Origin of the sequence: Polaromonas sp., assembly GCF_039930745.1 — a bacterium.
In the GTDB taxonomy this organism is placed as follows: domain Bacteria; phylum Pseudomonadota; class Gammaproteobacteria; order Burkholderiales; family Burkholderiaceae_C; genus Polaromonas.
Genome location: NZ_JBDTTH010000012.1, coordinates 1 through 13812, shown reverse-complemented (window position 1 = coordinate 13812; position 13812 = coordinate 1). Strand labels below are relative to the sequence as shown.

The 13812-nt window shown below is 61.2% G+C and carries 11 protein-coding genes; 5 read left to right on the top strand and 6 right to left on the bottom strand.

Annotation, left to right across the window (positions count from 1 at the left end):
- Positions 1 to 249 precede the first annotated feature (249 nt).
- The 4 genes from ABI660_RS06420 to ABI660_RS06405 all read left to right on the top strand — a co-directional run bounded on the left by ABI660_RS06420 (position 250) and on the right by ABI660_RS06405 (position 4823).
- On the top strand, positions 250 to 489 hold the full coding sequence (locus ABI660_RS06420) for an exodeoxyribonuclease VII small subunit (protein ID WP_348066076.1): 240 nt from the start codon (positions 250 to 252) through the stop codon (positions 487 to 489).
- 4 nt (positions 490 to 493) lie between these two features.
- A complete protein-coding gene (locus ABI660_RS06415) occupies positions 494 to 1405 on the top strand; it encodes a polyprenyl synthetase family protein (protein ID WP_348066074.1) in 912 nt (303 codons plus the stop codon).
- Positions 1406 to 1461: 56 nt separating this feature from the next.
- Positions 1462 to 3357, top strand: coding sequence for a 1-deoxy-D-xylulose-5-phosphate synthase (gene dxs / locus ABI660_RS06410; protein WP_348066072.1), 1896 nt, complete (start codon positions 1462 to 1464; stop codon positions 3355 to 3357).
- A 383-nt stretch (positions 3358 to 3740) separates the two neighbouring features.
- Positions 3741 to 4823, top strand: a complete 1083-nt coding sequence (locus ABI660_RS06405) for a TRAP transporter substrate-binding protein (protein WP_348066070.1) — start codon at positions 3741 to 3743, stop codon at positions 4821 to 4823.
- A gap of 225 nt (positions 4824 to 5048) precedes the next feature.
- Here the strand turns inward: ABI660_RS06405 and ABI660_RS06400 are convergent, their stop codons facing one another.
- From ABI660_RS06400 to ABI660_RS06380, 5 genes are all read right to left on the bottom strand, one after another.
- Positions 5049 to 6815 carry a TRAP transporter large permease subunit gene (locus ABI660_RS06400; RefSeq protein ID WP_348066068.1) on the bottom strand — a complete coding sequence of 589 codons (1767 nt, stop codon included), beginning with the start codon at positions 6813 to 6815 and terminating at the stop codon, positions 5049 to 5051.
- Positions 6816 to 6829: 14 nt separating this feature from the next.
- Positions 6830 to 7426 (bottom strand): TRAP transporter small permease subunit, encoded by a 597-nt coding sequence (locus ABI660_RS06395; protein ID WP_348066066.1) that lies wholly within the window; start codon positions 7424 to 7426, stop codon positions 6830 to 6832.
- A 154-nt stretch (positions 7427 to 7580) separates the two neighbouring features.
- A complete protein-coding gene (gene selD / locus ABI660_RS06390; RefSeq protein WP_348066064.1) occupies positions 7581 to 8642 on the bottom strand; it encodes a selenide, water dikinase SelD in 1062 nt (353 codons plus the stop codon).
- 8 nt (positions 8643 to 8650) lie between these two features.
- The gene (senB, locus tag ABI660_RS06385; RefSeq protein WP_348066062.1) at positions 8651 to 9667 is read right to left on the bottom strand and encodes a selenoneine biosynthesis selenosugar synthase SenB; all 1017 of its coding nucleotides are present in this window, start codon (positions 9665 to 9667) and stop codon (positions 8651 to 8653) included.
- Between the two features lie 52 nt (positions 9668 to 9719).
- Positions 9720 to 11510 carry a hypothetical protein gene (locus ABI660_RS06380; protein WP_348066060.1) on the bottom strand — a complete coding sequence of 597 codons (1791 nt, stop codon included), beginning with the start codon at positions 11508 to 11510 and terminating at the stop codon, positions 9720 to 9722.
- Positions 11511 to 11907: 397 nt separating this feature from the next.
- Between ABI660_RS06380 and senA the strand changes: the two genes are divergently transcribed.
- The gene (gene senA / locus ABI660_RS06375; RefSeq protein ID WP_348066196.1) at positions 11908 to 13137 is read left to right on the top strand and encodes a selenoneine synthase SenA; all 1230 of its coding nucleotides are present in this window, start codon (positions 11908 to 11910) and stop codon (positions 13135 to 13137) included.
- A 151-nt stretch (positions 13138 to 13288) separates the two neighbouring features.
- On the opposite strand, the gene gloA is transcribed toward senA, so the two are convergent.
- Positions 13289 to 13702, bottom strand: a complete 414-nt coding sequence (gloA, locus tag ABI660_RS06370; RefSeq protein WP_348066058.1) for a lactoylglutathione lyase — start codon at positions 13700 to 13702, stop codon at positions 13289 to 13291.
- Positions 13703 to 13812 lie beyond the last annotated feature (110 nt).

Genomic DNA, 13812 nt, shown 5'->3' with positions numbered 1-13812 from the left:
AACTGGGATTTCGGGTGAGTACTCGGGAAGCGCAAGAAGCGCAGAGGCAACCTTGCCATGGCGGGCCAGGAGCGGCAGGATGAAAATTACGTTCAATTGTAACGTGTGCCCTCTCTGCTCTTTCCGTCCAAGCCGCGCTTGCCGGGGGCGCGGCTTGCTTCCATAAACACGCGACCACGCCTTGAGGAACGGTGGGCTGATCTGAATAGGGGCCACAACGGCCTAAAATCAGGCTCCAACCAAATAACCATGGCCAAAACCTCCCCCACCCCCGCACCCACCGCACCGGCCAGCTATGAAGCTGCGCTGGAAGAACTTGAAACTCTGGTGGTCCGCCTCGAGTCCGGCCAGTTGCCGCTGGACCAGTTGCTGACCGGCTACCAGCGCGGTGCCGAATTGCTCAAGTTCTGCCACGACAAACTGGAAGCAGTGGAAAACCAGATCAAGGTGCTGGAGGGCAAAGAGCTCAAGCCCTGGAACCAAGAGTAAGACATTGACTGAGCACCCACCTTTTGCGCTGGACGCCTGGAGCGCCCGGCAACTGGCCGCTGTAGAGCAGGCCCTGACGCGCTGGGTAGCGCCCCTCGAACCGGTTCCGGCGCCTGCCGGGCTGGGTGATGCGATGCGCTACGCGGTACTCGACGGCGGCAAGCGGCTGCGCCCCTTGCTGGTCATGGCAGCCTGCGAGGCGGTGGATGGCCATCCCCGGGCGGCACTGCGTGTGGCCTGTGCGGTCGAGCTGATTCACGCCTACTCGCTGGTGCACGACGACATGCCCTGCATGGACAACGACGTGCTGCGGCGCGGCAAACCCACAGTGCACGTGAAATTCGGCCAGGCACAGGCGCTGCTGGCCGGCGATGCGCTGCAGGCGCTGGCGTTTGAACTTCTGACGCCGGAAGACGGCTCCGTTGATGCTGCGACCCAGGCAGGCTTGTGCCGCATGCTGGCGCAGGCCGCGGGTTACCAGGGCATGGCCGGCGGCCAGGCCATCGATTTGGCCAGTATCGGCAAGACCTTGTCGTCGGAGCAGTTGCACGACATGCACCGGCTTAAAACCGGCGCACTGCTGCAGGCCAGCGTGATGATGGGCGCTGCCTGCGGCAAGCCGTCCGCCGCGGCAAAAAATGCCTTGCGCGACTATGGCGCGGCCGTGGGCCTGGCGTTCCAGGTGGTCGACGACATCCTGGATGTCACGGCCGACTCGGCCACCTTGGGAAAAACCGCCGGCAAGGATGCCGCCCAGGACAAGCCGACTTTTGTCTCGCTGATGGGCTTGCCCGCCTCCCGCAACTATGCGCAGGAGCTGTTGTCCCAGGCGCATCACAGCCTGAAGGCCAGTGAACTCGTGCACACGGCTGCGCTCAGCGCGCTGGCTGACATGCTGGTCAACCGCGAGACGTGAAGGAAGGGCAGCCAGCGCCCCCCGAAGAAACAAGTCACCAGAAACAAGACACCACGATGTACTCCTTGCTTGAAACCATCAACAGTCCTGCCGACCTGCGCCAGCTGCCGCGCGCGCAACTCAAGACGCTGGCCGACGAGCTGCGTGCCTACGTGCTGCACAGCGTTTCGCAGACCGGCGGGCACCTGAGTTCCAACCTGGGTACGGTCGAGCTCACGGTGGCCTTGCACTATGTGTTCAACACGCCGGACGACCGGCTGGTGTGGGACGTGGGCCACCAGACCTATCCGCACAAGATCCTCACCGGCCGGCGCGAACGCATGGCCAGCCTGCGCCAGCTTGGCGGCCTCAGCGGTTTTCCGCGGCGTGATGAAAGCGAATACGACACCTTCGGCACGGCGCATTCGTCCACCTCGATTTCCGCCGCGCTCGGCATGGCGATGGCGGCGAAACAAAAGGGTGAAGACCGCCACGCGGTCGCCATCATCGGCGACGGCGCCATGAGCGCGGGCATGGCTTTCGAGGCGCTGAACAACGCCGGCGTCTGCGACTGCAAGCTGCTGGTGGTGCTCAACGACAACGACATGAGCATCAGCCCGCCAGTCGGTGCGCTGAACCGCTACCTGGCGCAGCTGATGAGCGGGCAGTTCTACGCCTCCGCCAAAAACGTCGGCAAGCAGGTGCTCAAGGTGGCGCCGCCGCTGTTTGAGCTGGCCAAGCGGCTGGAGACGCATGCCAAGGGCATGGTGGTGCCGGCCACATTATTTGAGAACTTCGGTTTCAACTACATCGGGCCCATCGACGGCCATGACCTCGAGTCGCTGATTCCCACGCTGGAAAATATCAAGCATCTGTCTGGTCCGCAGTTTTTGCATGTGGTGACCAAAAAAGGCCAGGGCTACAAGCTGGCCGAGGCCGACCCGGTGGCTTACCACGGCCCCGGCAAGTTCGACCCGGCCATGGGCCTGCAAAAATCAACCGCGCCGGCCAAGCAGACCTTCACCCAGGTTTTCGGCCACTGGCTTTGCGACATGGCCGAAAAGGACAGTCGCCTCGTCGGTATCACGCCGGCTATGCGCGAGGGCTCCGGCATGGTGGAATTTCATCAGCGCTTCCCCAACCGTTATTACGATGTCGGCATTGCCGAGCAGCATGCGGTGACGTTTGCGGCCGGCATGGCCTGCGAAGGCCTGAAACCGGTGGTGGCGATTTATTCGACGTTTTTGCAGCGCGGCTATGACCAGTTGATCCACGACGTGGCGCTGCAGAACCTGCCGGTGGTGTTTGCGCTGGACCGTGCCGGCCTGGTCGGCGCCGACGGTGCCACGCACGCCGGCGCCTACGACATTTCCTACCTCCGCTGCATTCCCAACATGAGTGTGGCCTGCCCGGCCGACGAGAACGAGTGCCGCATGCTGCTGAGCAGCGCCTATGAACAGAATCATCCTGTGGCCGTGCGTTATCCGCGCGGCTCGGGCGCCGGGGTAGCCACACAGGCGCACCTGGACGCCTTGCCTTTTGGCAAGGGCGAGTTGCGCCGCGAGGGTGCGGGGGTGGCGATCCTGGCTTTTGGCACCTTGCTTTACCCCGCGCTGCAGGCGGCCGAAAAACTGGGCGCCACCGTGGTCAACATGCGCTGGGCCAAGCCGCTCGACACGGAATTGCTGCTTCAGATCGCAGCCAGCCACGAGGCGCTGGTCACTGTGGAGGAGGGCGCTGTCATGGGCGGCGCAGGCAGTGCAGTGGCCGAGGCACTGGCAGCGGCCGGCATCAGCAGGCCGCTGCTGCACCTGGGCCTGCGCGACGAGTTCACCGAGCATGGCGACCCGGCCCGGCTGCTGGCCCTGCAGGGACTGGATGCAGCAGGCATCGAGCAGGCCATCGTCGCCCGTTTTGGCACTTTGCCCGTTCCGGCAAAACCGGCCCGGCGCTCGCTGAAATCCGTGGCCTGATGCATGCATGAAAACGAAAGCTGCTTTCCGGACGGCTATCGGGCTGCAGAGTGATCTCTCGGATGGATGTACAACAAAAAATGGATACGGCTGCGTTTGCGTGAGCGATGTCAGATCCATTTTTTCCGGTCCGGCCTAGCTTGCTGACAGAACACTGAAGGCCTGATCAGTAGACCGGTTTTCAAGGGAAAACCCGCGAAAGTCAACCTCGGCACACTCCTACAATTCGCGCAGCAACGTGCCTCTCAAGGCCGTTGTGCTTGCAGTTTCCGTCAATGAGGTTAAGCCCTGAGTGGGTAACTCCCAATGTCTATGGATTGGGTGGCTCCTAAACTCGTGACTGGTTGTACCTTGTTTAATTTTTATAACTGAGGAGTTAGCTCATGGATCGTCGTTCCCTTATCAAGAATGCCGGCATTGCCGGTGTACTGGCTGCTGGCGTAGCCCCAGCTGTCCATGCCCAGGGCGCCGCTATTCGCTGGCGCCTCGCGTCGAGCTTCCCTAAATCGCTGGACACCATTTTTGGCGGTGCTGAAACCTTTGCCAAAAAAGTGAGCGAAATGAGCGGTGGCAAATTCACCATCAGCACTCATGCAGCCGGCGAGTTGATGCCCGCTTTCGGTGTGGTTGATGGCGTGCAGAACGGCACGGTCGAGTGCTGCCATACCGCGCCTTACTACTTTTTCGGCAAGGACGAGAGTTTTGCACTCGGTTGCGCCATTCCTTTCGGCCTGAACAGCCGCCAGATGACGGCCTGGATGTACGAGGGCAATGGCCTGAAGCTGATGCGCGAGTTCTACGCGAAATACAACATCGTGAACTTCCCAGCCGGCAACACGGGCTGCCAGATGGGCGGCTGGTACCGCAAGGAAATCAAGTCGGTCAAGGACATGAAGGGCCTGAAGATGCGCATCGGCGGCTTCGGCGGCAAGGTGCTCGAGCGCATGGGTTCGGTGCCGCAGAACATCCCTGGCGGCGAAATTTACCAGGCACTGGAAAAAGGCACGATTGATGCAGCCGAGTGGGTCGGTCCTTACGATGACCAGAAGCTGGGCTTCAACAAGGTGGCTCCCTACTACTACTACCCTGGCTGGTGGGAAGGTGGTCCCGAGCTCGACGTGTTCGTCAACAACAAGGCTTACGACGGACTGTCTGCCGAGAACAAGGCCATCGTCGAGGCGGCCGCAGCTTATGCGCACGTCGAGATGCAAGCCAAGTACGACGCCAAGAACCCAACTGCGCTGAAACAGCTGGTTGGCGGCAAGACCAAGGTTTTGCCTTTCCCCAAGGACGTGCTGGACCTGGCTTTCAAAGAGTCCATGGCCCTGTACTCCGAAATCAGCGCCCGGAACCCGAGCTGGAAAAAGATCTACGACGACTACGCCAGTTTCCGCAAAGACCAGAACCTCTGGTTCCGCTTTACCGAAGCGCGTTTCGACAACTTCATGCAAGCACAAAAGCTCTGAAGCTTCCTTCTTTTCAAAGCCCCGCAATGCGGGGCTTTTTTTTGCCTGAACCGTCGCGCCGGCTGGCGAGCCGATGATGAGTCCAGCCCGCTCAACAAGCTTGCGCGGTTCGCCCGCAAGGGTTCGACGTTCCGACTCCAGAGCCGCTGAAAGCTGTCCAGCCTTCTACAAGGCTCATGAGAAAGCCCCGCGGGGCGGGGCTTTAAGGATGAACGGCTGTGAGGCTTACTTTTTCTTTTTCTTTTCCTTGTCCATGGAGTCCTGCATGGCTTTCATCGGATCGTCGTCCGCCAGCTGCTGTTCGGCTGCAGCCTCGGCCGGACTTCCGGCCTCGGGGGCGGGCATGACCGGCTCTTCCTGCACCTCCAGGATGACCTTGTCCAGGTCTATCTTCTCGACCTTGTCGAGACTATTGGACACAATACCCGGGAAGAAGATGATCAAGCCGACCATGATCACCTGAATCACCACGAATGGAACGGCACCCCAGTAAATCTGCATGGTCGTTACCGGCTCGATCAGCTTCTTGGTGACCTTGTCGGTATATGCCTTGATCGGGGCCACGCTGCGCAGGTAGAACAGTGCAAAGCCGAAGGGCGGATGCATGAAGGAGGTCTGCATGTTGACCGCCAGCAGCACGCCGAACCAGATCAGATCGATGCCCAGCTTCTCGGCCACCGGTGCCAGCAGCGGCACCACGATGAAGGACAACTCGAAGAAGTCCAGGAAGAAGGCCAGGAAGAAGATCAGCGCATTGACCACGATCAGGAAGCCGATCTGGCCACCCGGCAGGCCGCTGAGCAGGTGCTCCACCCATTTCGGTCCGTCAACGCCCTGAAACACCAGGCTGAAAATCGTTGAACCGATCAGGATGAAAACCACGAAGCAGGACAGCTTGGTGGTGGTATTCAACGCCTGCTTGAGCAGCGAAAAACTCAGGCGACGGCGGGCAAATGCCATGATCAGGGCGCCCAGCGCCCCCATGGCCCCGCCTTCCGTCGGGGTGGCAATGCCGAGGAAAATCGTGCCCAGCACCAGGAAGATCAGCAGCAGCGGCGGAATCAGCACAAAGGTGACGCGTTCAGCCATGCGCGACAGCAGCCCCAGCCGGGTGACCTTGTTGATCACGGCAATCAAGAATGCCAGCAGCACACCAACGCACATGGACACGACGATGGTTTCATCGAGGGCCACCGAGGTGACCTCTTCACCCTTCCACCAACCCAGAACGTCCGCGTAGTGTTTGGCAAAGTAGATGGCGCTACCGGCAGAGACAATCGTCAGCAGCAGCAGCGACACCAGGCCGGCCTTGCCGTTGTCTTCGCGGATGGTGCGCGCTTCGGCCGGCAGAGCGGGCACCCACTGTGGCTTGATGAAGGCGAGCACCACAACGTAACCCACGTACATGCCAGTCAAAATGAATCCGGGCACGAAAGCACCCTTGTACATGTCGCCGACGCTGCGGCCCAGCTGGTCAGCCAGGATGATCAGCACCAGCGAAGGCGGGATGATTTGTGCCAATGTGCCCGATGCCGCAATGGCACCGGCGGCAATGCGCCGGTCATAACCGTAACGCAGCATGATGGGCAGCGAAATCAGGCCCATGGAGATCACCGAGGCAGCCACGACACCGGTGGTGGCTGCCAGCAGTGCACCAACAAGAATGACCGCAATAGCCAGGCCGCCGCGCAACGGGCCGAACAGCTGGCCAATGGTGTCCAGCAGGTCCTCCGCCATGCCGCTGCGTTCAAGTATCAGGCCCATCAGCGTGAAGAAGGGGATGGCCAGCAGCGTGTCGTTTTGCATGATGCCGAACAGGCGCAAAGGCAGGGCTTGTAGCAGCGCCTCGGGCAGCACACCGAGTTCGACGCCGATGAAGCCGAAAAACAGGCCGCAGGCGCCGAGGCTGAACGCTACCGGAAAGCCCATCAGCAGGAAAACGATCAACCCCATGAACATGATGGGGGCGAGATTTGCAATGAAAAATGCCATGATGGTGTTCCTGTTCAGCCGGCGGTTTTGGACTCGGCGACGCGGCGTATGGCCTCAGTCAGCTCTTCTTCAGCCGTCTTTTCAACCTTCTTGGACGTCGGGTCTTCAATCAAGCCTTTGAGGAAAGCCACACGCTTGATCAGTTCGGACCAGCCCTGCGCCATCAGCAAGGTGAAACCCAGCGGAATCATGGCGTACACCGGCCAGCGGATCAGCCCGCCCGCATTGCCCGACATTTCGCCGGAACGATAGCCTTGCAGGAAGAATGGAACGCCGTAGTACAGGATCGTCAGGCAAACCGGGGTGAGAAAAATGGCGAAGCCGATGATGTCTATCCAGATTTGCCCGCGTTTGGACAGCTTGCTGGAAATTACGTCGATCTTGACGTGTTCACCGTGGAGCAGGGTGTAGCCCGCGGCAAGCAGGAAAGCGGCCGCAAAGAGGTACCACTGCACTTCCAGATAGGCATTCGAGCTCATGTTGAAAACCTTGCGGACCACGGCATTGACTGCGCTGATGAGGGTGGAGGCAAGAATCAGCCAGATCACGTATTTGCCGATCTGGGCGTTGAGCCAGTCCACGGCGTTGGAAAATTTCAATAAGGCGCGCATTGTTGTCTCCAGAAAAAAGAGTCCGCGCATTAACAATCATCCGGCAGACCCTCGTGAAGAGGGGTGCCGGATGCAGGTCTGCGCGGATGGGATTCTATAGACGACTATAGAAGGCAGCTGACAGCTTTGTGACGGTGTTATCCCGTAGCGTGCCTTACAAAACCTTGACGCCGTTGCCTTCGGCCATGCTGCCGATGATGGCGGCATCGGTAAAGCCCTGGCTGTGAAAACAGGCAAGCACCGCGCTGGCAATAGCAGGGTCACAGGACACCAGGAGGCCGCCGCTGGTCTGCGGGTCGGACAGCAGGGCCTGCTGGGCCGGATTCATGGTCGCGGGCAGGCTGACCTCGCTGCCGTAGCTGGCCCAGTTGCGGCCCGAAGCACCGGTCACCATGCCTTGCTCCGCCAGTGCCAGCACGCCCGGCAGCAATGGAATGTCGCTGAACTGCAGTTGCATCTGGAGTTTTGCGCCGCGCGCCAGCTCCAGGCCGTGGCCCAGCAAGCCAAAGCCGGTGATGTCGGTCAAGGCATGCACACCGTCCATCTGTGCCAGCGCGATGCCCGGCTTGTTGAGCTGGGTAGTCACGGCGATCATGCGCGCATAACCCTCAGCATCGAGTGCATCCTTTTTCAGCGCTGCCGACAGGATGCCGACACCCAGCGGCTTGCCAAGAACGAGCACATCGCCAGCCCGGGCACCCGAATTTTTCTTGACGCGCGAAGGGTGGACCAGCCCGAGCACCACCAGGCCGTAAATCGGTTCGACCGAATCGATGGTGTGGCCGCCTGCGATGGGAATGCCCGCATCGCGGCAGACGTCCTGGCCGCCGCGCAGAATGGCGCCTATGGTCTCCAGTGGCAGCACGTTGATCGGCATGCCGACCAGCCCCAGCGCCATGATGGGCGTGCCGCCCATGGCGTAGACGTCGCTGATGGCGTTGGTGGCGGCAATGCGGCCGAAGTCGTACGGATCATCAACGATGGGCATGAAAAAATCGGTCGTGGCGATCAGCGCCTGTTCATCGTTGAGCAGGTACACCGCGGCGTCGTCGGCAGTTTCGATGCCGACCAGCAGTTGCGGCGGAATCGGGAGGTTGCTGGAATTCCTGAGGATTTCGCTGAGCACGCCAGGCGCGATCTTGCAGCCGCAGCCGCCACCGTGCGAAAGGCTGCTCAATCGCGGGACGGAGGGTGTGCGTTTGTCGGGAGCGTTCATGAGGACTTTCAAGGCTGTGCCGGGTGGAGTGCACTGAGCACCAAGTTTAAGACAAGGCGCTCTTCCTTCCCGGGCTCGAGCAGATGGGCGCGCTGGTTGCATTGGTGTTCAAGCTGTGCCAGAAAACCCGGCTCAGCAGCGCAGCGCTGCAGCAGCAGCGCCAACGCAGCATCATCACCCACCGGGAAATAGCCCGTGTAATCGGTGCCCAGCATGCCGATGTTGCCGCTGATCCGCGATGCCAGCACCGGTGTGCCGGACTGGATGGCTTGCCCGATGACCTGGGCGCCGCCTTCCATGCGGGAACTGTTGACCAGCACATGCGCATGTTTGATGTGCTCGCGCGTCTGTGCTTGTGGCAGTCCCCCGAGCCAGCGGTAGCCGGGAGCGGCTTTTTCCGCCGCGCTTGCGGCCAAGGCGAGGTCGGACGTCAGCGCATCGCCGATGTGATCAAACAGGATGCGCTTTTCCCCGGCTGCGCTTTCCGCAGCCAGCCGCGCTGCGGCCCGCATAAAAGTCAGCGGATCTTTCTCGTCGCGCAGATGGCCGACCATCACGGCGCGCAGGTGCCGCACCGGCTTAAACGCGGGCTTCAGGGGCCGGGCTGACTGGTAGATCACGCGGGTTTTGTTTCGCAGGGCGGCGGGCAGCGCCTGCAGGCCGTCTTCCTGCAGCACCACCAGGTGAGTTGCCAGCGCCAGCGATTGCCGGGAGGGAGCATTTTCATGGATGTCGCGGTACAGATCGGTGCCCGTCAGGACCACGATCAATGGCTTGCCGGGACATTGCCGCGCCCAGTTTTCGATGGAGAGCGCCGATCGGCGTGCGTGCAATGCGACCATGGCATCGGAATCAGTCGGATGCGGGGATGGAGGCCACTGCAGCAGCAGGGCGGTACGCGCATGACCGCTCAGGCATTGTGCCCAGCGCCTCGCGGTGTGCCAGTTACCGTTGTTGGCGTCCCTGAGGGCCGGACTGACCAGGACAACGGTTTTGGCGGGTTTGGCTTCGGACGCGTTACGCAATCATCACCTCGGATTCAAGGGCCAGAAAGAGCCCAAGAACGAGGTTAACAGCTCAGGTGATGCTTTGGCCGTCGTCGGTGACGGCATCCGCCTTGAGTTCGCCCTTCACTGCGTCGTAAATAAACAGCTTGTTGGCCAGCGCTGGCTGGTAGTTGAGCATGTCGATCAGGAAACTCAAGGCGCCAAGGTTGTTGCCCAGGCGATCAAACGTACCGGCAGCGCGGGCCTGCTGTTCGGTGACATCCTTCTTGAGCAGGTGTTCGACGAGTTCGCGCATATGCATCACCGCGAGGGCGGCCTGATCCAGCTCCAGCACGGCCAGCACACCCTGCATCTGTGCCAGCTGTGCGGGTACCGCGGCCAGAACCGTCTTGTCCTTCGGGGCGCGGAAAAAGCTGTCCAGGGATTTTTCCAGCTCGCCCAGGGAAACGCGCAGCTCAGCCACCACGGTTCCCATGGTTTGTCTGTCATTGACGCGCTGGTACAGCTCTTCCATCCACGATTCCAGCGCTTGTGCCTGCCCACCGGTTCGCACACCCTCGAGCCGCTCCGCGAGCCGGGCCGTCCGGGTCCAGAGTTTCGGATCGTTGGGGTCGAAATCGTCGAACATGGCTTCGAGATAGAGGACAGCGGTGGCCACTTCCAGGGCCAGTTCGGGGCGCGGAGCCTGACCGGCGCGCGCTGTGGCCTCGATCACCCGGGTCAGCACGCGGGCCAGCGGCTCGCTGGGCGGGTGTAGTTTCACCAGTGAATCGGTCACCAGGCTGAACTGGTCAGCCATCGTCTTGAGCCTGCCCAGGTCACTGGCGGTCACCAGGGACCAGGTCTCTTTGGCCGAGCTGATTCGCTTGCGCGCCTGCGCGATCAGTGCGGGGGCGAAGCGGCCGAACTGGACCGCCTCGTAATCAACCGGTTTGAATCGGGCCAGGCCATAACTTTTTCGAACGGCCGCCAGCACTGGTGCTTCACCAGGGCGGTGGGGCTTGACCTGCGAGCAAAGGAAAAGCAGGTCTTGCGCGAGTCTGGTTGATGCCTCCGTGCCGCCCCGCGCCAGGGTGACGTATTGCAGCAGGATGCGCAAGGTGGCCCGTTTGACATAAAGATCGACCGTCAGCAAACCCTGTGCAAGGGCTTCAAAAAAGCCCGCGGCAATTTTCCAGAATGTGCGGGGCTCATCGTCTGCCTGTCCCTGCGCGAAACCCAGGCACACATCACTGAGGCTTTGTGCCGTTTCCTGGTCACCGGTCCGAATCAGGGTCAGCATCAGCCGATCCAGCAGCTGGCGGGATGCGTCCCCGTAGTCTCTGGCGCCCAGAGTCAGGTTCAGCGGGGGCTCTATCCAGCGCCATTCAAAGGCCCAGAGATCCGCTGGGTGGATGCGATCCGCGCCAATCAGGCCCTGAATGTCACGGTATTGGGGAAACAGCGACACTGCCGACACCGGTTTGCCCGCCAGAACATCCTCGAGGTAGGCGGTCAGTGAAAAACTGGCGAGTTCAAGCTTGGCTGAAGCATCCTGGGTGCATTGGGCCGGGTGTTGAACGAATTTCTGCACCGTTGCTTCCATCGCCCGCAGCATCAGCGCGGCTGCGCTCATGCCGACCATTTCCAGGGCACCCACTGCCTGGTGCAATTGTTGGCGGGCCAGGCGCAGTTGGGTGGCGTCCAGGGCCGCCAGATCGGAACCGCTTGCCACCTCGGCCTCACGCACAAAACGCTTCACGGCCTTGGTCGATGTATCCAGTGATTTTCGAAGTTCGTCCAGAACCCAGGCCAGCGGGCCCAGATCGATAACCGTCAGATCGAGTTCAGCGGGGGATGAATTCGGGGGGGTGGATTGCATGAATGGCAGACCGGTTGGTGGATTGAAGTTCGAAAAAAAACAGATAAGGCGTCCAGCTGCCCTGGATCGCAGGCCGGCCTGCGGAGTCTATCTCCGGCCTCGCCGCTTAGGAACCGGGCATGGGCACGGATTGACAACCGGTCGTGAAAGCCGCATGACTGGTTGGTGGGCTGCTCAGCTGTTTTTTTGCACAGGAGCCGAAAGTCGCACGCTGGCTGCGGCGATCAGCCTTTCGTCTGCTATTCTGGATCCAACAGTGCGCGGCGCGCCAGTTGCCATGGGTGGCATCCGGCAGGGCCGGCTTACCAGGATACCGGTTTTGGCTTCAGACGCTTTGCCCGATTCATCGCCTCAATCATCCACCGCCACGGGGACCGGGCTGATGGACTCGCCACTGATGCGCAGCGCGGGGCGAGACGTCCTGTCGCTGGCCCTGATGGATGCACGCAACCACACGCTGCATTTGCTCGGCCAATACCAGCAGGCGCTGGAGGTTGTCCATTTTGTGGTGCCTGAACTGCCTACCCTCAATCCACCGCTGTGGGAGCTGGGCCATGTCGGCTGGTTCCAGGAGTGGTGGATCGGGCGCAATATGCAGCGCGCGCGCGGGCCGCGTTGTGATCCTTCTCATGCACGACTTGCGTCGATCGAGCCCAGCGCCGACCGCTGGTGGGACTCCGGCCACGTGCCGCATGGCCAGCGCTGGACGCTGGACTTGCCGGGAGTGGCCAACTGCCGGGCCTATTTGCTCGATACGCTGGAGGGTACGCTGGAGTTGCTGGAAAAGGCCGGCGATGATGACGATGCGCTTTATTTCTACCGCCTTTGCCTGTTTCACGAAGACATGCATGCCGAAGCCCTGAGCTACACCGCGCAGACGCTGGGCTTGAGCCTGGACAAGGGCCTGTTGCAGGCCTTCACTCCGCCGACCATGACTTTGCGCGAGCCCTTGCTGGTGCCGGCCACGGTCTGGAAACTCGGCAGTCCCGGGCCCGCGCAGGCGGTTGGTTTTGTGTTCGACAACGAGCAGGCGCAGCATGAAGTCAGCGTGCCCGAGTTCGAGATCGATGCGCAGCCGGTGAGCTGGGCGCAGTTTGTGGAGTTTGTCGACGATGGCGGCTACGACCAGCCCGAGTTCTGGCAACCTGCAGGTTGGGACTGGCTTCAGGCTGCGGCGAAAAGCGAAGGCCGGCGTGGGCCGCGTTATGTCGAGCAGATCGGTGTGGCCAGCGGTGCGGTGATGCAGACCCGTTTCGGCAAGGCCATGCGCATGCTGGGCAACCAGCCGGCCATGCACATGAGCTGGTGGGAAGCCTACGCTTGGTGCCGCTGGGCCGGCCGCCGCCTGCCGGCTGAGGTCGAATGGGAAGTGGCGGCGCACACGGCGGCGCGGCGCGGTTTTCGCTGGGGTGATGTGTGGGAGTGGACGGGCAGCACCTTCCGGCCCTACCCGGGCTTCACCCCGGGCCCCTACGCGGATTATTCGCAGCCCTGGTTCGGCACGCACAAGGTGCTGCGCGGCGCCTCTTTCGCGACGCGCGCGCGCATGAAACATCCGAAGTACCGGAATTTTTATCTCCCTGAGCGGGATGACATCTTTTGCGGGTTTCGCTCCTGTGCGCTCTGAAAAATATAGCGGTATGCGCCTGTGAAATAAGGGGCGGTCTAAGGTCCAAGTGCAACACAGGGTAGTTGATGGACAACGCATGGTGGCGCGTTGAGGTGGGCAAGCCAGCTGCCGTAGATCTTCGCGTGATGCAAAAAAATCCCCGGCAGAGTCAACGCAAGCCAGCGCCCCCGGCATCTTCCTTGCGCTCAATCAGCTCGATCTTGTAGCCGTCCGGGTCAGTCACGAACGCAATCACGGTCGTACCACCCTTGACCGGCCCGGCCTCGCGCGTCACATTGCCGCCAGCCGCCTTGATCTTTTCGCAGGCGGCGAAGGCGTCGGGCACACCGAGTGCAATGTGGCCGAAGGCCGTGCCCATGTCGTAGCTGTCGGTACCCCAGTTCCAGGTGAGTTCAATCTCGGCATGCTCCGGGTTGTTGCCGTAGCCGACAAACGCGAGGCTGTATTTGTACTCGGGGTTTTCCGAAGTGCGCAGCAGTTTCATGCCCAGAACCTGGGTGTAAAAATCTATGGCGCGCTGGAGGTTGCCGACGCGCAGCATGGTGTGTAGTAGAGACGTCATTTTGTTAGTTCAGAAATTGTTTAATGAAAAGAACTTGATATTCTAGAAACATTCGTTAGGGCAATGCTGATTAAGGTCCACGGGGAACGAAGCACAAGCGTTACATGACG

Coding starts and splice junctions, on each gene's coding strand:
- ABI660_RS06395 (WP_348066066.1), bottom strand. CDS start 7,426: ATGCGCGCCTTATTGAAATTTTCCAACGCCGTGGACTGGCTCAACGCC.
- selD (WP_348066064.1), bottom strand. CDS start 8,642: ATGAACGCTCCCGACAAACGCACACCCTCCGTCCCGCGATTGAGCAGC.
- senA (WP_348066196.1), top strand. CDS start 11,908: ATGCGCAGCGCGGGGCGAGACGTCCTGTCGCTGGCCCTGATGGATGCA.
- ABI660_RS06380 (WP_348066060.1), bottom strand. CDS start 11,510: ATGCAATCCACCCCCCCGAATTCATCCCCCGCTGAACTCGATCTGACG.
- ABI660_RS06400 (WP_348066068.1), bottom strand. CDS start 6,815: ATGGCATTTTTCATTGCAAATCTCGCCCCCATCATGTTCATGGGGTTG.
- gloA (WP_348066058.1), bottom strand. CDS start 13,702: ATGACGTCTCTACTACACACCATGCTGCGCGTCGGCAACCTCCAGCGC.
- dxs (WP_348066072.1), top strand. CDS start 1,462: ATGTACTCCTTGCTTGAAACCATCAACAGTCCTGCCGACCTGCGCCAG.
- ABI660_RS06405 (WP_348066070.1), top strand. CDS start 3,741: ATGGATCGTCGTTCCCTTATCAAGAATGCCGGCATTGCCGGTGTACTG.
- ABI660_RS06420 (WP_348066076.1), top strand. CDS start 250: ATGGCCAAAACCTCCCCCACCCCCGCACCCACCGCACCGGCCAGCTAT.